A 19868-nucleotide genomic window follows, 5' to 3' on the forward strand; every position below is an offset into this window, starting at 1 on the left:
CTCGTCGTGGTCGATATACCGAAACATGTCGGGATTATAATGGATGGTAATGGAAGATGGGGAAAATCCCGGGGACTCACAAGAAGTCAAGGGCATTATGCTGGAGTTCAAGCGATGGAAAAAGCGATTGATGCAAGTATTGGTCTCGGCGTTGAAGCATTGACTTTATACGCCTTTTCTTCAGAAAACTGGGCGCGGACAAAGGAAGAAGTCAATTATCTGATGCGGCTGCCGATTCGATTTTTCAAATCAAAGCTTCCTGAATTCATGCGACGCAATGTAAAAATCACTATCTCTGGAAATATGGATGAGCTGCCAAAGGCAACGAGAAAAACATTGCAACAGTCGATGGATCAGACAAAAAATAATACCGGGTTGATCGTTAATTTCGCCTTTAATTACGGTGGGAGGGGCGAGATTGTGCAGGCTGTGCAGCACGTGATTCGTGATATGCAAGAAAAAAATATAGAACTGGATGAAGAAACCATCGAAGACTATCTTTATACCGGCGGGTTGCCAGCGCTTGATTTAGTTATCCGCACCGGTGGCGAGCAGCGGCTGAGTAATTTCCTTTTATGGCAAGCTGCCCATGCCGAACTTTATTTCACGGATATTTACTTTCCGGATTTTGATGAAGCGGAAATGCAAGCGGCAATTTACGAATTTCAAGAACGCAGAGCGGTTTATGATTTTACGGAAATGTATCGTAAGGCGAAATAAGGCTTAGATATACGGGGATTTTTCGCGATTCCTGGTCGGTGTGCGAGTTTATACGGGTGTGGTGCGCGATTCCCGGATGGCGTGCGAGTTTGGACAATGATCGTGCGCTAATCCCGGGTGTCGTGCGAATCTATTTCAGGTTACTGGTGTTCATCTTAGCAATAAGAACAGCGCATGTAAGAATGTATAAAACATATATAGATTGTTCAAAGTTAAAAGCAGGCTAGTTGTAGTGTGTGATCCCTTTGTTAATTGGCATTAACGCAATAATAAAATAAACGATTCATGGAAGAGGTGTTCTTTAACATGAATACAGCCAGAGAACGCTTGCTTAAAATCATTGAGAAAATACCTGATCAAGAAGTAGATAAAATTCTAGATTTTGCGGAATATTTAGCAGCTAAGCAAGAAAAGAGACTATCTGATGATTTAACAAAGGTTAGTGAAAGCAGTTTAGATTTTTAGGATAATGATATCGATGATGAGGTTTGGAACAATGTATAATCAAGGCGACATTCTTTTAATATCCGTTCCAGTGATTTAACTAATTCGAAGCAACGTCCTGTACTAGTTATTTCAAATAATAGTTATAATGAAATGACTAATGATATTGTTGTTGTTGCTATCACTTCAAAAGTAAGGAATTATGAGTTTTCAGTTTCAATTAATACAATTGATTTCTCAGAGGGTGAACTGAAAGTCACTTCAGAGATTATAACTGATAAAATATACACTATCTAAACAAATCGTGAGAACAAAAATTCGGTCGGGTAAATTCCGAGATTCTGGAAGTTGTCCGAAAGCGAATTAACAATCGAATGAATTTCATAATTACCAAAGTCGGCTATTCCATCACCATATGTAGTTGGGAACGAACTAACTCAACTACATATGGTGATGGTGAAGCATTAAATACGTATTATGAAATTCATTAAATCTAATAAATAATTAGACTAAAAATGGACTGGTGCACAGTCCATTTTTATTTTTTCAAAACACGGATAAACCGCTCTCGGAATTTCTCCCTGTCTTCGTTTGTGAAGGCTTTCGGTCCTTTCGTGCGCTGTCCGGCCTTCCTCGCTTGAGCACTCAGGTAACGCGTTTGCAGCAGTTCATCGATATTCTTATTCGTATACATAAACCCCTTATGATGCATGACTTGACAGCCTTTCGGAAGAGCGAGGGAGGCGAGTCCGTAATCTTGGGTGATGACAAGGTCTCCCTTCTCGGCAAGCTTCATAATCCGGTAATCCGCTGCATCCCTAGCATTATCAACATAAATGGTCTCGACACCTGGCGGGTTTTCCTGCAGGGAAAAATGAGAAATGCTCGTTACGAGAATAACGTTCAAATCCCTTCGAACTGCTTCATCGATAATAATATCTTTCACTGGGCAAGCATCTGCATCAACATAAATATTCATCTTTCACACTCCTTCAATTAACTACTACTAGCATACCAAAGTTCAGTTGCATTCTATACAAAATTATTGTATAGTACATTACATGAGTAATGCACTGAATCAGAGGAGGTGCGCACTTGATAATCGACTCAACGAGTGGCAGGCCAATCTATATTCAAATAGCCGAATGGATGGAAACAGAAATATTGAATGATAATTTCAAGGCCGATGATAAGGTGTACTCCCAATATCAGCTGGCGGAAATGTTTACGATCAATCCGGCCACAGCGGCAAAAGGCTTGAACGTTTTGACGGATGAAAATATTTTATACGGGAAGCGTGGACTTGGAAAGTTTGTGACGCAAGAAGCAAAAGCAATCATCATTGATAAAAGAAAGAATGAAAAATTGAAAGGGCTTTTAGAGGAAGTGGCACTGGAGGCAGGACGACTACATGTCAGTGACGAGGAATTAATTACGATGCTGCATCATGCAATCGAAGAACATAAGGGGGACGGGGCATGAAAGTGATTGAATGCAAAAATCTAACGAAACGAATGATTGGAAGAAATGCATTGAACCAATTAAGTTTCACATTGGAAGGGGATAAAATAACCGGATTAATCGGAAGAAATGGAGCGGGGAAAACAACGCTCATGAAGATCCTTGCAGGGTATTGGCACGAAACGTCGGGTGAGGTTAACGTATTTGCCGAGCGGCCATTCCAAAATTTAAACGTATCCGTGAATGCAATTTATGTAGATGACCAAATGCAGTTCAGCCATACGTTGACACTAAAGGATATTTTAAAAGAAGCAGCACGCTTTTATCCGAATTGGGATGCGGTTCTTGCGGAGCGTCTCTTTGAGTATTTTTCTTTTCACCCGAGAGCGAAGCATGATTATTTATCGAAAGGGAAGAAAAGCACGTTCAATATGATTATTGGGCTTGCATCAAGATGCAAGCTGACAATGTTTGACGAGCCGACAACAGGGATGGATGCCTCCGTAAGAAAAGATTTTTACCGGGCTCTGTTGAAAGATTATCTGGCCCATCCAAGGACAATTCTTCTATCAAGTCATCATTTAGAAGAAATGGAAGACCTGCTGGAGGAAATCATTTTAATCGATGAGGGGCAAGTCGTCTTACATGAGTCGATGGATGAATTGAAGGAATATGCGCAAGGGATCACGGGGAGAGCGGAAGTTTTAGAGCCGTTGCTTGCGGGTGAAGAGGTAATCTATGAAACGCGAGTAGGCGATCATTCCACTTATGCCGTAGTGAAATCGAACAGTCCCGTTATCCAGAAGGCGAAGCAACACGGAATGGCTACAGGTCCGGTGCAGCCAAATGATTTATGTATTTACCTGACTGCTAAGCATAAGGGAGGGATTGATGATGTCTTTAAATAAGATGGATCATTCTACTGTTGTAGGGAAGCAATTAAATTATAAGTTGAAAGTGAATGTTGGGATGTTCACTTCGCTTGTTATTGTTCAAGTTATTGCTTTGTTTTTATCAATTATTGGACCAATGCAAGGATTCAGCGGGATGAATGAGGTAGAAGTAGAGTCTAAAAGTTATAGCGCTTATAATGTCATCCTATTTACGTCGATATGGGCACTTATCCATGCCATCATTATGACGACTAAAAAGGACTGGGAAAAGTCATTTCCATTCGTAGGTAACGGACGGACTAATGATTTATCCAACTTTCTATTTCTAATCGGTATCAGCATCGTAGCAGGAATCTTGACGATATTATCTACTATCATGCTTCGTGTGTATATTTATTATTTTAGCGGTGAATATTTGTTCATGACTCCAGGATTTGTACTATCAGGTCAGGAAGTATGGACCGGAATATTTATTATGATTATGCATTTGATTTTCATGTGTGCTGTCGGTTATTTTCTTGGTACCTTAACGAGATTTCACAGATTACTGCCAACGCTTTTGCCGATCATTCTGCTAGGATTACTGCTTGTTTTTAGTCAGACCAATTCAGATTTCATGATGAATATTTTTCAGTTTTATTATCAAGAAATGAGCGCCACCATTTTTGTATTGAAAACGATGCTCTCTACGGTCATTTTATTTGCTATATCTTTATTCATTTCTAGCAGAACGGAGGTTAGAAGATGATCTTATTTCCTTTTATCCTTCTTGGTATCATCGTCGTGTTCACCTTCTTATTGAAAAAGCTGCAATTAGACCGTTTTGGATATTGGCTGCTTGGAGGTTATTCTATTCTGTTAGTCATATCTATGGTTGCTTACTCTCTTATTCCTGCAAAGGATTTTGTTGATGAGACAGAATTTGATGAGAATAGAGTCTACCTTATACATGAACTAACAGAGCGTCGTATTCCAGTAGAAGAGTTTGAACCATACAAGAGTAAAGAATGGAGTTTTGAACTTTCGGACCGGGAAGAAGTAGCGATATATGATACCTCCAGCGACGACTACTATTTTCCTGTTGTCATTGAGCGGGTAGAAGGGCAGGAGACGATTGACATTACCTTATATGAGGTGAAGCCTGATAACGAACCCGAGCCTGTAAAAGATGATTGGAATGAAACGACCATTCATTATGATTCAGGTGAAATTACGGTCAATCAGATGGGGAAGAAACTTTACCGGTACGCTGAAGTAAGTAAAGAACCATTTCCATACACCCAATTCCGTGAAGGTGGATCACATTTTATGCACTTTGATGAAGTCTTTTATCATGAAAATGTTTTGTACATCGCACTTCCTACAGACGTTCAATTCAATAATGAGTCAGAATTAGACGTGAATTGGTTGAATTAAGCAACAGTCGGCTACCCCTCAGCCGACTTTTTTCTGCTTGTTCAAGATGAATACCGCAAGTAAAACGGCACTAATTCCCCCCAAAAGTTTACTAATAATCAGCGGAAAAACAAGTTCCGGCTCAATCCCTGCAACAAATCCGAGGTGGCTCCCGAATACGAAAGCTGCACTTACGCTAAAGGCAATATTAATAACCTTACCGCGAGGATCCATATCTTTCACAAGAGCGAGCATCGGGATAATATGGGCGATTGTTGCAATTAATCCTGCTGTCGCTGTTGGGTTGATGCCAAGCGCCCTGCCAAGCTTTTCAAGTGGTTTCTTAAATGCTTTTGAAATGAAGAGCACCATTGGAAAAGCTCCAGCAAGGAAAATCGCAATCGTCCCGACAATTTGAATCCCTTCTTCGAGTGGCGCAAGTCCTGGAATAACCACGAAACCTGTTAACGTCTCAACTACGATAGCAACGAGTCCTACCATAGCAAGAAACTCAATGAACTTCCCGAAAATGGAGAATCCTCTTACCATAAGAACAGGAATTTTCCAGAGGCCGATTACGATGAAGAGCGATATGATGATGGTTGGAATCAAGTTTCTGATGAGCATCTCTAAGTTGAACCCTGCTGCGATTCCACCGATAAAGGTGCTGAAAGGGATTGTCACGATTCCAATAAGAATTCCTTGTGCTAGAAATTCGCGGTCTTTCTTTTGAATAATCCGAGCGCAACCGGCAGGCTGAATACGACGGTCACACCAATCGATGTTCCGAGAAATACCCAGGCAAAGAATCCAGCTTCTGGAGTTCGTGCCATCGTTTCCGCCAAAGCATAGCCTCCCATATCGATAGCAAGAATTGTATTTGCGAAGGTTGCCGGGTCTGCTCCAATTAAGCCGTAAATAGGTGAGACGATTGGTAGTAAAACTTTAGCAATGACCGGTGCTAAGGAAATAATCCCGATCATGACAACGGCAAGTGAGCCCATTGCCATCAGGCCCTCCATGAAGCGCTCACCAAACCCAAAGCGGTTGCCGATTATTTTATCAATAGCCCCGATAATAAAGAAGAGAACTACGATATAAACTATGATTTCATTCATCTGACTTTCTCCGTTTCCTGTATGTATGCTTGATAATTTTATTATGGAGCTAGTTTGATAGTGGTGCAAGTGTCGGATTTATTCAAGGTAAATGAGGTTATGCCACCTTTGAGACGAATTCATATCCTCTCATATCTAAAAATCACAGAATCCACCAACCAAAATACAACACTACAAAAGATGGTTACAATTAATAATTTCATTAGAGTGTAATCGAATCTAACAGAATGATTTATTGTCTCTAATATCAAAGTACTCAAAAAGGTTACTGAAAAGTATAGAGTTGTAATGTTTAAAGGCACATGAAACATAACTAAGGCTAAAAATCCATAAATTGCTTTTTTCAATCGATTTTCCTATTAATAAAATTATGATTATTTATTCCCTCTCAATTTTCACCTTAAATGGATATTTCACTGCCAACAATGTAACATATCTTTTTGCCCCACCCCAATATTACAAAAGTTTTTTTGTAATATTGGGTATTCAAACAGAATTACTTGCCCCACGATAAATAGTTGTCTTATGATAAATTCATAAGAGGGCTTCTCAAATATCTTTCAATATAAAATAAAGAGGTGATTATTGCTTGTTGTTATTATCTCAAGTATAGCATTCCTCTATTTTATTAAATGTTAGAGTGCTTCATCATTTATTATTTAGGTAACTAAAAAGGGACGTTTAGCATGAGATTCAATGCTAAACGTCCCTTTTTAGTTCCATTAGTTTTAATTTCACATTTTCAATTATCATCTTATAACTCTTATAGTTTCTAAGAGAGAGCAGAAGTAAGTAATGACTAGAAGTTGATATTCAACCTAATACTCTAAAAGGGAAAGACTCTCTGTATTAAGGTAGAGAGTTCTTTCCCTTTCGTATTACCCAGTCCCATTTCGGTGAATCCTAAATTTAGAAGAACATTAACTTATGCCAATTTCCCATCGAACATCTTAAACAAATCATTCAACCCTTCGCTCATTGTCGGGTGGGTGAAAATATTATCCCGTAAAAAGGTATACGGCAGATCCGCTTCCATTGCCACGCGAACGATATTAATCATTTCGCTTGATTCCGCCGAGAATAGTGTACACCCGAGAATCTTTTTTGTTTCCGGATCAACTAATGCTTTTAGCAAACCATCCGGCTGTTTATTGATTTTCGTACGTGGGATATTTGCTGCCGGCATGGTTGCGACGACATAATTTATATTTTGTTCCTGCGCCATTTTTTCATTCAGTCCGACATGGGAAAGAACGGGTTCGATAAACACACTATACGGCACATTTTTACGTTTCGCTAAAGAGTAAGAGCCACCAGTTAAAACTTGATCCCGGACAATCCGGTAATCATCAAGTGAGATATACGTGAATTGCGGTCCGCCGTTCACATCACCGAGTGCCCAGATATGTCTGTTCGAAGTCCGTAAATCGTCATCGACAATGATTGCACCATTGTCATCAACTTCCACACTTGCTTTACCGAGTTCAAGTCCTTCTGTATAAGGTTTCCTTCCCGTCGCAAGCAGTAGAGCGGAGGCTGTTTCCGTCCTTTCTTTTCCTTTATCAAATTCAAGAGTCACTTCTATTCCAGATTCATGATTGGAGACCGTCGTCGCTTTACTTCCATGGACAACGGAGATACCTTTAGCTTGCACGACTTTCAATACTTCTTCGGCTATATCTCTGTCGTCGTTTTCCATGAAGTCTTTCGAGCTGTCGATTATGGTGATTTCCGTTCCAAAGTTCGCATACATGACGGCGAATTCAAGTCCGATATACCCGCCACCGACAATGATTAATTTTTCCGGTAGCTCGGCTACTTGTTGCAGTTCGGTTGATGTATAAACATGATTTGCTTCTTTTAATCCATCGATTGGGGGAATGACTGGCTCTGAACCGGTATTGATAATGAAATAATCTGCAGTGAGATCCAGTGTTTCTTCTTTTGCTTCGAGATGGATTTGGTTCGTTCCGACAAAGCTTGCTTCTGCTGTATAAACCATGACCGTCTCTTGATCTGCAAGGTTTTTATAGTTCTTTTCCCGTAATGCGGCGATTGTTTTATTTTTATCCTCAATCGCGTTTCGGTAATATTCATTTTTGTTATTTTTTAATTGACTATCTTTTTCTGCATGATGGATGAGTAATTTCGTTGGGATACAGGCGATATTGATGCATGTCCCACCATACATTTCATTCGACTTCTCAATCATCGCAACTGTTTTACCTTGGGCTGCAAGATCTGCTGCAAGCGTCTTTCCGCCTTTTCCGAATCCGATGATAATATAATCATAATGTTTCATTCAATCGCTTCCCTTCATCCAAACTATTGCCGTTTTTGGGTTTATTAAACCGGTGGGAAAATAGGGAAATGTGTGTAAATTAATGGGAAGACAATTTGTTATCCATAAATCTGAAATAAGACAAGACTAAACCAACTAAAGTGACACTGCTAATCAGTAGTCCGATGAATAGTGGTCGTGTGGTTTTTTTCGGATATCGAGCGGGGTGTGTCTAATCGAACACTTGTCTGAGACATATTTTCGAATATCGAGCGGGGTATGTCTAATAGTACACTTATCTGAGACATTTTTTGAAATATCGAGCTAGGTATGTCTAATCGAACACTTATGAGACAGTTTTGCGGATTTAAGGCTAAGAGTGGCTAATTAAGTGCTACCAAGTCATAATTCCTAAGAAAAAACAATGAATGGAATATTTAGTTCAACTTGTATAGATGGAAATGTTGTTTACACTCGAGCAAATCCGATTCCGTTTTATTCGGGTGAATAGAGATGTTCTTAACTCCAGTTTATTCAGGCGGAGAGAATTGCTTTCAACACAGGAAAGCTCCATCCACTTTTTCCGGTATTTTGGCAGGGAGGAAATGGCTAAAAGTAGGAAGGTATCCCCACATGAAAAAATCCAAACTGTCTAATATCCTTAAAAAAACTTATAAAAAACTATTGCATGTTTATGAATAATAGTGCATAATAATACACAACTTAAATTTCTGGGAGGAATATCATCATGATTTCGTTAGCGAAAGATCTGAAGATTGATAACGAAGAGTTTTTTGGAAGAGATTTTCTTAGCCTTGAGAATTACACACCAGAGCAAATTCATCATTTATTGGAGCTTGCTTCTTATATAAAGGATCAGCGCAAGAAGGGGTTCGCTTTTGAACCGTTAAAAGGGAAAGTGCTTGGCATGATCTTTGAAAAATCATCGACGAGAACGCGCGTCTCTTTTGAAGCGGGTATGATTCAGCTTGGTGGGCAGGCAATCTTTCTAAATTCGAAAGATATCCAGCTTGGTCGTGGTGAGACGATTGCAGATACGGCGCGCGTATTATCTGGCTATCTGGACGGAATCATGATTCGGACTTACTCCCATGAAGACGTGGAAGAGCTCGCAGAATATGCATCCGTTCCGGTCATCAATGGATTAACGGACTTGCATCACCCTTGTCAGGTGTTAGCGGATCTACAAACGATGCTGGAGACGAAAGGAACGCTGAAAGGTCAGAAGCTTGTTTATATTGGAGACGGAAATAATATGGCGAATTCACTTCTGATCGGAGCTGCGAAGATGGGAATAAATATGGTGGTCGCAGCACCTGAAAACTATTTCCCGAATGAAGAAGTGATGAAGCAGGCAGAAGAAATTGCGGCGGAAACTGGTGGGACTATTTCTGTTATGACTGATCCGGCTGAAGCTGTAAAAGATGCAGATTTTATTTATACAGATGTCTGGGCAAGTATGGGTCAGGAAGCAGAGCAAAAGGAAAGAAAAGCAATTTTTGCTAACTACCAAGTGAATGATGAGCTGCTGGCAAAAGCGAAATCAGATGTTACGTTTCTTCATTGCTTACCTGCACATCGCGGGGAAGAAGTGACAGAGAGTGTACTGGAAGGGGAGCAATCTGCTGTATTCCAGCAGGCTGAAAACCGTCTGCATGCTCAAAAAGCGTTGATGACTGCTTTGATGAGCTAAAGATATGCAAAAAATAAGGGTATGAGCGAGTAATAATCGCTCATACCCTTATTTTGATTCTACTATTAAACCAACCGTATCCATTTTCATACGCTCTAAACGATAATCGGGTAAGACCTCTTTTAGAGCTGTAATAACTTTACTGCTTCTATCTTGCGGTACAAAGGACATCATGGTCGGCCCTGCACCACTTATGACTGTTCCAAACGCCCCATGTTCTTTCGTTGTTTGCTGAATCAAATCATAGTTCGGGATTAATGATTTTCGATATGGTTCATGGAAAATATCTTTCTCCATCATTTTCCCGGCAAGCTCATAGTCGCCGCTAATAAGCGCTGCAACCGTTACATTACCGATCCCGCTGCCAAGAGCGGCGTCAGCGATTGAAAATTGTTCTGGTAATACATCCCTTGCTGCCTTCGTTTTCAATTCGACTGCTGGGATGAGAGCAATTAACTCAAGACCGAGCTGATCAATCTTCAACCAATCAATTTCTTCATCTTTATAGGTAGAAATGATAAGTCCTCCGAGTAAGGCAGGGGCAACATTATCTGGATGTCCTTCGATTTCTGTTGCATAAGCTAGCTTTTCCTCTTGAGACAAGCCAAGGTCGCCAAGCTGATTGGCTAGCTCAATTCCTGCAACAATCGCAGCGGCACTGCTTCCTAAGCCTCTGGCGAGCGGGATACTTGTCGTTTCCTCCACAAGGGCAGGGCGTAATGTTTTTCCATGTCTTTCGGCAGTCTGTTTTGCTGTCGTATAAATGAAATTCTCTTCAAAAGGAACGTCACCGGCAGACGGGGAAATGAATTCCCATGTCGTCTGCTCGGTCACTTCCAATGTTAAATATAAATCAACTGCTAAACCCATGGAGTCGAATCCGGGTCCGATATTTGCAGAACTTGCTGGAACCCGTATCATGAAACTACTCATGGCTCGTCAACTCTTCAATATACTGCTTAATTGCTGCTGCATCGTTCGGAAGAGATACGGGATCGATTTCCTGATTCTCTTGAACGGTTTGTGGATCCTTCAATCCATTTCCAGTTAGAACAGCAACGACTTTGCTTCCTTGTGGGATATTGCCTGCTTTACATTGTTGGATAACGCCGGCAATGGAAGCATTGGATCCTGGCTCGGCAAATACTCCTTCTTTTTTTGGAAGTTGCTTGAACGCGTGTAAAATTTCTTCATCACTGACGGAAGTGATGATTCCTCCTGATTCATCGCGGGCAGTTGTTGCTAGGTCCCAGCTAGCTGGATTTCCGATACGGATTGCGGTTGCGATTGTTTCCGGCTGGTCGATTGGTTCATTCGTCGTAATTGCTGCAGCACCTTCTGCTTCAAAGCCAAAGATTTTTGGTAACCCGCTTTGTTTATGTTCATGATATTCTTTGAAACCTTTCCAGTAGGCGCTGATGTTACCAGCATTCCCAACTGGAATTGCTAAAATATCTGGTGCCGTCCCGAGGTCGTCAATAATTTCGAAGGCTGCTGTTTTCTGTCCTTCAATCCGATACGGGTTCACCGAGTTTACGAGTGTCACTGGTGATGTTTCACTAATTTCGCGCACCATCTTCAATGCCTCGTCAAAGTTTCCGTCAATTTCAATGATTTCTGCTCCGTAAATAACCGCCTGTGCAAGTTTTCCAAGCGCTACTTTCCCTTTAGGGATAACGATGATTGCGCGCATGCCTGCTCGTGCTGCATAAGCTGCAGCTGCAGCGGAAGTATTTCCGGTTGAAGCACAGATGACCGATTTACTTCCTTCTTCTTTCGCTTTCGCAATCGCCATTACCATTCCGCGGTCTTTAAAAGAACCGGTAGGATTAGCACCCTCAATTTTTCCGTACAGCTCGATTCCGAGCTCTTCCGATAGGGAAGGGAAGTGGAGGAGCGGTGTATTTCCTTCATTTAATGTTAGTTCTGGTGTTTTCTCTGTTACCGGTAAATAATCTCGGTATTGTTTGATTAGTCCTTGCCAAGTCATTCTGTTCCATCTCCTTCAACACGGTAATAGCTTGAGATTTCTTTTAATACGTCTAATTTCCGGATTTTCTCCAGTAAGTTTGTAAAGTTTGCTTCGGATGTCTGATGTGTAATAACGATGATTTCAGCTGTTTTCTTCTCTTCATTCGGGCGTTGGATAATTCGTTTCAAGCTGATTTCATGTTCATGGAACAGATTAGACAGTTTGGAAAACACACCTGCCTCGTCTTTCACATTTACACGCAAGTAATATTGGGAGAAGCGCTCACTTTCATCCTTCAATGCTTTGGGGAAATAGTTCGTTACAATCTGTTCACCTGTTACACCGAGGCGGATGTTTTTCACGACAGCTACTAGATCCGATACGATAGCCGTTGCGGTTGGAAGACTACCTGCACCAGGCCCGTAGAACATCGTTTCTCCCACAGCTTTCCCGTATACATAAACAGCATTGTATTCATTCTTCACAGTTGCAAGTGGATGCTCATTGGATAAGAAGGTCGGCAGTACATGAGTTTCAAGCTCCCCATTTCTGAAGTCTGCATAACCGATCAATTTCATCGTATAGCCTAATTCAGTCCCGTTCTGAATATCATCTGCGGTGATGTTGGAAATCCCTGTGACTGTCACATCATCTAAATCAACAGGCGCAGAAAACGCAAGGCGGGCAAGGATAGCCATCTTCCGGGCGGCATCAAGTCCTTCCACGTCAGCTGTCGGGTCGGCTTCTGCAAATCCAAGATCTTGAGCTTGCTTTAATGCAGCTTCATAGCTTGCGCCTTCCTCTGCCATTTTCGTTAATATGTAATTCGTTGTTCCATTGACAATTCCCATGACGCGTTCAATACGGTCGGATGAAAGGCCATCTGTAATTCCTCTAAGGATTGGAATGCCTCCCGCAACACTTGCTTCATAGAAGAAGTCGGATTTGTTCTTCTCTGCTTCAGCATGCAGTTCTGGTCCATGCAGGGCGACTAAGTCTTTGTTTGCGGAAATGACATGCTTTTTCGCGGCAAAGGCACGGAGGATATAATCTTTTGCGGTATCGATTCCACCCATCACTTCGATGACGACATCAATTTCCGGATCATTTAACACCTCATCCGGATTGACTGTGAGCAGGGTAGGGTCAACATCGACTTCCCGTGCTTTCTCCAGATTGCGGACAAGGACGCGTTTTACCTCAACCGTCACGCCCAGTTGATGCTTTAACTTTTCCTGGTGTTCGTTAATGATCTGCACAATTCCGGATCCAACAACACCAAGACCTAATAAACCAACGGATACTTTATTTTCCATTTCCTCACCTCATCACTGCAGAGTATCGCAGTATAATTTTCTATATTTAATCAATTTAACCACGAAAAGTACCAGATATCAATACAGAACCAACGAGTTTTTTATTTAAAACGCTTACTTTTAGAAAAGATGAATAACAATTTATTATTTCATCAATACCTTATAGTATCCGGTTAGGCGGAGGGGGAGTTCAATGCGACATGAAATTGTCGGCAGCTTGTTTTTTATCCTGCTGATCCTTGGTTTACTCATCGGAATAGCAGTGAACAAAATCGAACTATTCGGCTTCTTAGGATTACTATGTGGACTTGGGGTCGTCTTACTGTTCCGGAAAAAATGAGCGGGACAGGGGGTCAGAGCAATTGTTCCTGGGACAAATGCTCTGACCCCCTGTCCCAAATCTCAAGCACCCTCGAGTTCGAGAAGCGTTTTCTTCAGGTCCAGACCTGCTCGGAACCCGCCAAGACTACCATCTTTTTGGATAACCCGGTGGCAGGGAACGACGATGAGGACGGGATTCTTTCCAATGGCTGTCCCGACCGCTCGGATGCTTTTTGGATTTCCGATCGCTGCAGCAATTTCAGAATAGGTTTTCGTCTCACCGTACGGAATCTGTTGGAGTGCATCCCATACAGCGAGTTGGAATGTTGTACCTCGCAGATCAAGCGGGAGGTCAAGCCTATTTCGTTCTCCGGAAAAGTATTCCTTGAATATGTGGTTATAGGGTACAAGCCTCTCTGCATTTTCTACAAAAATCCGCTCCGGATTCTGCTTCAAGAGCCAAGCCTTCATATCTTCCTCATCTTCGTTAAATCCGCCAGCCCAGCACAAACCTTTTTCCGTAGCTGCTAAAATCATTTGCTTTCCGTCCTGTTCCAACGAGCTGAAGTAGATGACTTCCTCTTTCCTTTCCATATCAACAACTCCTAACTGTTCTTCGTCTCATCCTCCCCGGCCGGATAAAAGCCGTGATTTTCACCATAGATTTTGTTATATCTTTGTTTAAACTTATCAAATAGATATTGAACAAGAACTTTTAAGATTGCGTATCCCGGAATACCTAGAATCACCCCGACGACACCAAAGAGGTTACCTGCTACGAGTAAGACGATAATAATCGTGAGCGGATGAATCTGCATGGTGCGTCCCATCACGTTCGGTGAAACAAAGTTCCCTTCTAAAAATTGGACTGCAGCCCAAACGATTGCAAGTTTAAGCAACATGAATGGCGAGTCGACAATCGAAATGATGATTGCAGGAAGAATTGCGATCGTCGGTCCAAGATATGGTACAACAGACGTCACTGCTGCAATAATTGCGAGTGTGAGTGCATAAGGCATGCCGATAATTAAATAACCGATATATAAAAGAATCCCGATACAAGTCGCAACAATAATCTGGCCCTGGATGTAGGAACCGACCTGTGTATCCATATTATGAAGAATCTTGTGCATATCTTTCCGGAAAGATGGTGGCAGCAAGGTCAAGAAATAATCTTTGAATCGTGCTCCGTCTTTCAATAGAAAGAAAAGAATAATTGGGAATGTTACAATCGCAACGACAATATTCGTTACGGTAGAAGCAACCGTCTGGACACTTTCAAAGGCGCTGATTACATATCCGCCAATAATGCTCGGCAGATTACTGAAATTATTTACAACCCAGTTATACCCTTCTTCATAATAAGGCGCGAGGAAGGAACTCTGGACCCAATCCGTAATCGTCGCTCCGAGCTGTGCAAGGTAGTTCGGGAAATTTTGCCCTAAATCTTTAATTTGCTCTTCAATCAATGGGGCTGTCAGTAGAACAACACCTGTTAAAATTCCAGCAATCGCAAGGATTAGAATGATAATTCCCCAAATCCGTTTTATCCGTAATCGTTCAAGTAAATTCACAATCGGATTTAGCAGATAGAAGGCGATGAATGCCAAAATTAGTGGCGGGGTTATCGTTGAAACAATAACGAGTACCGGATAAAACACATAAGAAACTCGATCGTAAATGAAAATGGTAAGTCCAATCAGCGATAATAACGCAAAAAGAAAGAATAAATTTTTACCGCCAATAAATTTAATGAATTTGCTTGTTTGCCTCATATGCTACCCCTTTTTTCCGTAGACTTCTACTATTTCTATTGGTGAAGAAACCTCATTTTAATGAAGTTTCACTTTATTAAATCTTATACTCTTAGTATAAGATAAATCACGCTTAAAAAACAGTATCAATTCGCTGCCAGCCCTTTATTTTTCTCTTTTTGCTTCTTAGAAATATACATCGTAAGAAAAGCAACAACGACAATTAGTCCGCCGATATATGGATTTATCTCCACGCCTACTTGGTCAATCGAAATTCCGCCGATGAAGGAACCAAAGGCGATACCGAAGTGAAGAGCTGAGTTGCTGATGCTGATTTGCATATCGGCCGTTTCTGGAGCTGAATCCATTAAATAACTCTGCATCGGGGGTGTCACCGACCAACTCATTAAGCCCCATAAGATGAGTACAACAATAAATAACGGCACGATGGATGTTGTATGGGAAATGGCGAGAAGCATGGCAGCATAGATTGTGATGAAGAATAGAATTACGCGCGTATTTCCGAATTTATCTCCCATTGTTCCACCGAAAGCTCCCCCACTCACCGCAGCAAGTCCAAACAGAAGATACACGATGCTGATACTATTTTCCGTAAGTCCCATCGTTACTTGAACAAATGGTGTCAAATAAGCATATAGCACCGCATGCCCTGAAAGCATGAGAAAAATGGTCAGATGGGCAAAGAAGACTTTTCGGTCCTTAAGCGAAAGGAATTGTTCCTTAATTGAACTGACCGGACGCGCGGCAACCCGTTCCATAAAGAAATGCACACCAATCATACTAATGACGGTGAGAATGACAATCATGAGAAAAGGGGCACGCCAGCCGAAGAGGTTACCGAGACTTAGTCCAATCGGCACTCCTAATACGAGGGAGGCACTCACACCCATGCTCACGATTCCAATTGCCCGCCCGCGGTATTTTTGTTCGACAATATTCGCAGCGAGCACAACGCAAAGAATGATTAAAATTGAACTGCTTGCAGCAGAAATAATTCTTCCGATAAAGAGAATACTATAAGATGGACTAATTACTGCAAGGATGTTCCCGAATAAGAAGACGGTTAAAGAAATCAATGCTAACCGTTTACGCTCCACTTTTGCAGTGAGAACGAGCAGAATCGGAGCAGTTATAGCGAATGTTAACGAGAAGATTGTAATAAGCATTCCCGCCGAGCCAAGACTCACATTCAAATCTTCCGCAATCAGATCGAGAATTCCCCCGATAATTAGTTCAACCATTCCGACGACAAAAGATACTGTCATTAAAAAATAAACACGTTTATTCATGATGTAACGACCTTTCTAGTGTAAATACATGTACTGCCGATCAATAGAGTTTCACTTTATTATTCTACGTGCTAATCGTTAAATTCACAAGGTTCGAGCAGAAAGAGGAAAAAGCGTGTAAAGTTTGTTATAATTGATGCACCTCAAGTTTTAAAGGGAGGACAACGCGTTGAGTACAGAAGCGAAATTACAAAAAGAAGCAATGCACATGTTAAAGCTGACTAGCAGAACATTTTATATACCAATTAAATTATTAAAAACCAAGCTACGAAAAACAGTTGGCGCAGCTTATTTATGCATGCGTGCCATTGATGAAATTGAAGATCATGAAACAATGCCGAAAGAAACGAAAATCTTTTTATTGCGGAAAATAGCTGGACTATTGCGGTCTAAAGAAGGATTTGACCGGGAAGCTTTCGAAGCATTGATTAAGCCATACGACGAATTACCGGAAGTGACCCACCGGCTTGCGGATTGGATCGAAGTTTGCCCGGCTGAGATCACCGGGAAAGTGATGGAATCGACAAGCATCATGGCAGACGGAATGGCAAAATGGGTTGAAAAGGAATTTATTGTAACAACAAAAGAAGAATTAGATGAATATACGTATTTTGTCGCTGGCCTGGTCGGGGTAATGCTATCCGATATTTGGAACTGGTATGATGGAACAGAGACCGATTATGACTTGGCGATTGGCTATGGCCGTGGCTTACAAGCCGTGAACATGCTAAGGAATCAGGATGAAGATGCCGAGCGGGGCGTCCGTTTCATTCCGGATGGCTGGACGCGTGCGGATATGTTTGACTATGCTCGGGATAACTTGGCCAAGGCGGATGAATATATGGAAGATCTAGAGACGAAGAATATCGTCCTCTTCTGCCGGATTCCACTTGCTCTTGCGAAAAAGACACTTCAGGCAATGGATGAAGGTCATGAGAAGATGACTCGGAACGAAGTGGAAGATACCGTGGATAAAATTTTAAAAGAAGAAGCATAAGAAAAAAGCTGCCACTCCTGAAGAGAAGAGGCAGCTTTTTGTTGCATAGAAAACGCTGGAAATCTGGCGTGCCCCAGTTTGTACGTCGCTAACCAGGCGCTTGCGCCTTTGAACTGTGGATCAATCCTCTGATTGCAAGTAAGATAAAGATACTTTCAAGTTCGCATTCTTTTCCCGAATCCGGTCGAGCAGCACTTTATCTTTCGTTTCATATTTCGTCCGGATGGCATACGTGTACATAATCATCGTACCAAGGTTTGTCGTCTCCACCTGGCGTAAGTGATGGGAGAGCGTGAACTCCGCGAACACATCATCCAGCAGATTTTCATGATTCAAGTTCTCCGGAACCGTCACTTTTAGAATTTGAGTATCTTTGCCTTTTCCGTAATTGATTTTATGAAGAATATAAAATAAGATACTTGCGAAAAATGTCAGGATGATGGCTAACTGGAATTGATACAATCCACTAGTCATCCCGACGGAAAGCCCAAAAAAAATATAGGCAATATCTTTCGCATCCGTCACGGCACTACGGAAGCGGATCAGGGAGAAGACCGCAAATAAACCAAACGCAACCCCGGCATTTCCGCTCACCACATTCATAATAACCGACACGACAACACTCATAATAATAATCGTATGCACGAAATTCTGAGAATAACGCTCACCTGAAAAGGTCATTTGATATACAAGTGTAATGATAATACTTAAAACTGTTGTAAGTGCCATTGCGGCTAAACTGAGCACCAATGTCGTTTCTCCGCCATCTACTGAAAAAAACTGATTGATCATATCCATCTTACATTCCTCCTATCCGAACTGTTTCCCGAGCGGTTCCGGCGGGTGGTTCGATATCATGTAATAATTCCATACTCGTACAAAACTTGGAAGCACTGCGCTGTTTACAATCGAGCTCTTGCAAAATGCGCGTAAGCCACAGCGGCACACTGTCATTTACCTTGACCTCAAGCACAACCAGATTTTCATCAATGAATAAATCTCCGTAAGCACCATTCGCTAGCTGTAAATCGCCATCTCTGCAGCGCAAATTAAAATCAAAGGTCATTCTTAAGTCCGCATCGTCTTTATGATGCAGGGCATGTCGGTCATAACTGACGACCATTTCCGGTTCTAAATGATACAAATTTCTAAAATAATCGATTTCGCGTAATACTTGCAGATTGGAAGTCTCGAACGCTTCCAAATCTTGATTGGGAAAATAAATGTAACGATAGGCTTCAGCCAAGGGAAGGCGCATCCGCCTTTTATTCACTACTTTTTTATGTTTCTGTTTCACTTCGAAAAATGCCGTGCTCTCCATATCCGCATCATCATACACGCGTAACCGCAGTTTTTGCCGATATTTTAATTTGTTTTTCGTCTCATAATAAATCGTCCGGTCGTTACTTTCGAAATAGAGACTCGTCACGGTGTATCTTCCATTTACACCAAACGTATCCGGTCGCATGTAGGGAGAGATTCTGTCTACTAATTTTTCGTACTGCTCCGTTGTAATTAAATATTTCTGCTCTTTCCTTCTAAAAATTTCGATTGCCATGTTCTTCCTCCTCCTTGCAATCTAATATTAGCCGCAGGGAGTAAGAGCGTGCTGTGAGGAAGATGAGAAATTGGTAAGAATACGTTGATGAATTGTTAATGTAAATTTACATTTGATTTCCGAGTTGAGGTCCTATTGGACAGATTTTGTGGTTATGCGGCTTATTTGTCTTAGAGAGCGGCCCTATTGGACAGATTCTGTGGTTATGCGGCTCATTTGTCTTAGAGAGTGGTTCTATTGGACAGATTTTGTGGTTATGCGGCATTTTTGTCTTAGAGATTGTCCCTATTGGACAGATTTTGTGATTATGCGGCTTATTTGTCTTAGAGATTGTCCCTATTGGACAGATTTTGTGGTTATGCGGCTTATTTTTCTTAGAGAGCGGCCCTATTGGACAGATTCTGTGGTTATGCGGCATTTTTGTCTTAGAGATTGTCCCTATTGGACAGATTTTGTGGTTATGCGGCTTATTTGTCTTAGAGAGCGGCCCTATTGGACAGATTTTGTGGTTATGCGGCTTATTTGTCTTAGAGAGCGGCCCTATTGGACAGATTTTGTGGTTATGCGGCTTATTTGTCTTAGAGAGCGGCCCTATTGGACAGATTTTGTGGTTA

General features: G+C 41.5%; 20 protein-coding genes and 1 pseudogene. 10 read left to right on the forward strand and 11 right to left on the reverse strand.

All coding sequences use genetic code 11. From position 1 onward, the window contains the following. Positions 1–6: 6 nt before the first annotated feature. The 3 genes from uppS to L3V42_RS18560 all read left to right on the forward strand — a co-directional run bounded on the left by uppS (position 7) and on the right by L3V42_RS18560 (position 1461). Positions 7–720 carry an undecaprenyl pyrophosphate synthase gene (gene uppS, locus L3V42_RS15195; protein ID WP_235763410.1) on the forward strand — a complete coding sequence of 238 codons (714 nt, stop codon included), beginning with the start codon at positions 7–9 and terminating at the stop codon, positions 718–720. Positions 721–1026: 306 nt separating this feature from the next. Then, complete coding sequence (locus L3V42_RS15200; RefSeq protein ID WP_238472361.1) at positions 1027–1185, forward strand: DUF2281 domain-containing protein; 159 nt, start codon at positions 1027–1029, stop codon at positions 1183–1185. Positions 1186–1245: 60 nt separating this feature from the next. Continuing rightward, positions 1246–1461, forward strand: coding sequence for a type II toxin-antitoxin system PemK/MazF family toxin (locus L3V42_RS18560; RefSeq protein ID WP_439651898.1), 216 nt, complete (start codon positions 1246–1248; stop codon positions 1459–1461). 241 nt (positions 1462–1702) lie between these two features. Here the strand turns inward: L3V42_RS18560 and L3V42_RS15205 are convergent, their stop codons facing one another. Then, the gene (locus L3V42_RS15205) at positions 1703–2143 is read right to left on the reverse strand and encodes a YaiI/YqxD family protein (protein WP_235763408.1); all 441 of its coding nucleotides are present in this window, start codon (positions 2141–2143) and stop codon (positions 1703–1705) included. Between the two features lie 116 nt (positions 2144–2259). On the opposite strand from L3V42_RS15205, the gene L3V42_RS15210 reads away from it, so the two are divergent. Genes L3V42_RS15210 through L3V42_RS15225 form a run of 4 tightly spaced genes read left to right on the forward strand, consistent with a single transcriptional unit; the run spans position 2260 to position 4934 of the window. Beyond that, positions 2260–2646, forward strand: coding sequence for a GntR family transcriptional regulator (locus L3V42_RS15210; protein ID WP_238472362.1), 387 nt, complete (start codon positions 2260–2262; stop codon positions 2644–2646). After that, positions 2643–3533: an ATP-binding cassette domain-containing protein gene (locus tag L3V42_RS15215; RefSeq protein WP_238472363.1), complete on the forward strand. Its 891-nt coding sequence runs from the start codon at positions 2643–2645 to the stop codon at positions 3531–3533. Before L3V42_RS15210 ends, L3V42_RS15215 begins: the two co-directional genes overlap by 4 nt. Beyond that, the gene (locus L3V42_RS15220; protein WP_235763405.1) at positions 3520–4266 is read left to right on the forward strand and encodes a hypothetical protein; all 747 of its coding nucleotides are present in this window, start codon (positions 3520–3522) and stop codon (positions 4264–4266) included. Before L3V42_RS15215 ends, L3V42_RS15220 begins: the two co-directional genes overlap by 14 nt. Continuing rightward, the gene (locus L3V42_RS15225) at positions 4263–4934 is read left to right on the forward strand and encodes a hypothetical protein (protein WP_238472364.1); all 672 of its coding nucleotides are present in this window, start codon (positions 4263–4265) and stop codon (positions 4932–4934) included. Before L3V42_RS15220 ends, L3V42_RS15225 begins: the two co-directional genes overlap by 4 nt. An 18-nt stretch (positions 4935–4952) precedes the next feature. On the opposite strand, the pseudogene eutH reads toward L3V42_RS15225, so the two are convergent. Then, positions 4953–6031 (reverse strand): annotated as a pseudogene (gene eutH / locus L3V42_RS15230) (ethanolamine utilization protein EutH). A gap of 925 nt (positions 6032–6956) precedes the next feature. Then, positions 6957–8333 (reverse strand): FAD-dependent oxidoreductase, encoded by a 1377-nt coding sequence (locus L3V42_RS15235; protein ID WP_238472365.1) that lies wholly within the window; start codon positions 8331–8333, stop codon positions 6957–6959. Positions 8334–9060: 727 nt separating this feature from the next. On the opposite strand from L3V42_RS15235, the gene argF reads away from it, so the two are divergent. Continuing rightward, the gene (gene argF, locus L3V42_RS15240; protein WP_238472366.1) at positions 9061–10026 is read left to right on the forward strand and encodes an ornithine carbamoyltransferase; all 966 of its coding nucleotides are present in this window, start codon (positions 9061–9063) and stop codon (positions 10024–10026) included. Between the two features lie 48 nt (positions 10027–10074). Here the strand turns inward: argF and thrB are convergent, their stop codons facing one another. Genes thrB through L3V42_RS15255 form a run of 3 tightly spaced genes read right to left on the reverse strand, consistent with a single transcriptional unit; the run spans position 10075 to position 13314 of the window. Beyond that, entirely contained in the window at positions 10075–10959 is an 885-nt protein-coding gene (gene thrB, locus L3V42_RS15245) for a homoserine kinase (protein ID WP_238472367.1), read from the reverse strand. After that, on the reverse strand, positions 10952–12016 hold the full coding sequence (gene thrC / locus L3V42_RS15250) for a threonine synthase (protein WP_235763399.1): 1065 nt from the start codon (positions 12014–12016) through the stop codon (positions 10952–10954). Before thrC ends, thrB begins: the two co-directional genes overlap by 8 nt. Then, complete coding sequence (locus tag L3V42_RS15255; RefSeq protein ID WP_238472368.1) at positions 12013–13314, reverse strand: homoserine dehydrogenase; 1302 nt, start codon at positions 13312–13314, stop codon at positions 12013–12015. The genes thrC and L3V42_RS15255 overlap by 4 nt, the downstream gene beginning before the upstream one ends. Before the next feature lie 193 nt (positions 13315–13507). Here L3V42_RS15255 and L3V42_RS15260 point away from each other — a divergent pair, with 193 nt between their 5' ends. After that, on the forward strand, positions 13508–13654 hold the full coding sequence (locus tag L3V42_RS15260) for a hypothetical protein (protein WP_235763397.1): 147 nt from the start codon (positions 13508–13510) through the stop codon (positions 13652–13654). Between the two features lie 62 nt (positions 13655–13716). Here the strand turns inward: L3V42_RS15260 and L3V42_RS15265 are convergent, their stop codons facing one another. From L3V42_RS15265 to L3V42_RS15275, 3 genes are all read right to left on the reverse strand, one after another. Next, positions 13717–14229, reverse strand: coding sequence for a methylated-DNA--[protein]-cysteine S-methyltransferase (locus L3V42_RS15265; protein ID WP_235763396.1), 513 nt, complete (start codon positions 14227–14229; stop codon positions 13717–13719). A gap of 11 nt (positions 14230–14240) precedes the next feature. Continuing rightward, entirely contained in the window at positions 14241–15410 is a 1170-nt protein-coding gene (locus L3V42_RS15270) for an AI-2E family transporter (RefSeq protein ID WP_238472369.1), read from the reverse strand. Between the two features lie 125 nt (positions 15411–15535). Continuing rightward, a complete protein-coding gene (locus tag L3V42_RS15275; RefSeq protein WP_238472370.1) occupies positions 15536–16699 on the reverse strand; it encodes an MFS transporter in 1164 nt (387 codons plus the stop codon). A 169-nt stretch (positions 16700–16868) separates the two neighbouring features. Between L3V42_RS15275 and L3V42_RS15280 the strand changes: the two genes are divergently transcribed. Next, positions 16869–17696, forward strand: a complete 828-nt coding sequence (locus L3V42_RS15280; RefSeq protein ID WP_238472371.1) for a squalene/phytoene synthase family protein — start codon at positions 16869–16871, stop codon at positions 17694–17696. A 120-nt stretch (positions 17697–17816) separates the two neighbouring features. Here the strand turns inward: L3V42_RS15280 and L3V42_RS15285 are convergent, their stop codons facing one another. Together L3V42_RS15285 and L3V42_RS15290 are read right to left on the reverse strand one after the other, a co-directional pair. Then, positions 17817–18494: a DUF4956 domain-containing protein gene (locus L3V42_RS15285; protein ID WP_235763392.1), complete on the reverse strand. Its 678-nt coding sequence runs from the start codon at positions 18492–18494 to the stop codon at positions 17817–17819. A 1-nt stretch (position 18495) separates the two neighbouring features. Beyond that, positions 18496–19254, reverse strand: coding sequence for a polyphosphate polymerase domain-containing protein (locus L3V42_RS15290; protein WP_235763391.1), 759 nt, complete (start codon positions 19252–19254; stop codon positions 18496–18498). Between the last annotated feature and the right edge of the window lie 614 nt (positions 19255–19868).

Source organism: Oceanobacillus alkalisoli (genome assembly GCF_022213125.1).
GTDB lineage: Bacteria > Bacillota > Bacilli > Bacillales > Amphibacillaceae > Oceanobacillus > Oceanobacillus alkalisoli.